The organism is Pseudomonas sp. EL_65y_Pfl1_R83 (assembly GCF_963970695.1).
Lineage (GTDB): Bacteria > Pseudomonadota > Gammaproteobacteria > Pseudomonadales > Pseudomonadaceae > Aquipseudomonas > Aquipseudomonas tritici.
The window spans coordinates 1-458 of sequence record NZ_CAXAQI010000410.1; the positions used below are offsets into that span (position 1 = coordinate 1).

The 458-nt window shown below is 72.1% G+C and carries 1 protein-coding gene; it reads left to right on the forward strand.

Translation table 11 applies throughout. The features are described 5' to 3' along the window. Positions 1 to 34: 34 nt before the first annotated feature. Positions 35 to 458 (forward strand): aminotransferase class I/II-fold pyridoxal phosphate-dependent enzyme (locus AACY08_RS29560; protein WP_339472628.1); only part of this gene is annotated, 424 nt, incomplete at its 3' end.

A 458-nucleotide genomic window follows, 5' to 3' on the forward strand; every position in this document is an offset into this window, starting at 1 on the left:
CGATCTCGCAGCGGTGGCGGCGCGGAACGCGGCGATGCTGCTGATCGACGAAGCGCACGCGACCGGCGTGTTCGGCCCCGACGGGCGCGGCCTCGCCGCCGATCTGGAGGGGGCCGAGAACGTCATCACCTTGCGCACCTGCGGCAAGGCTTTGGGCTGTGAGGGCGCCTTGCTGTGCGGCCCGCGCACGATGCGCGATTTTCTGGTCAATCGCGGGCGCGCCTTCATCTTCTCGACCGCGCCCTCCCCGCTGATGGCAAGCGCAGTGCGCGAAAGCCTGCGCATCCTCGCCGACGAACCCGAACGCCGCGACCGGCTGAGCGCGCTCACCGCCTTTGCCGAGCGCACGCTCGCGCCCTGCGGCGTCACCCCGACCGGATCGCAGATCCTGCCGCTCATCATCGGCGAGGACGCCCCCACCATGCGGCTGGCGGCGGCGCTGCAGGCCGCCGGTTTCG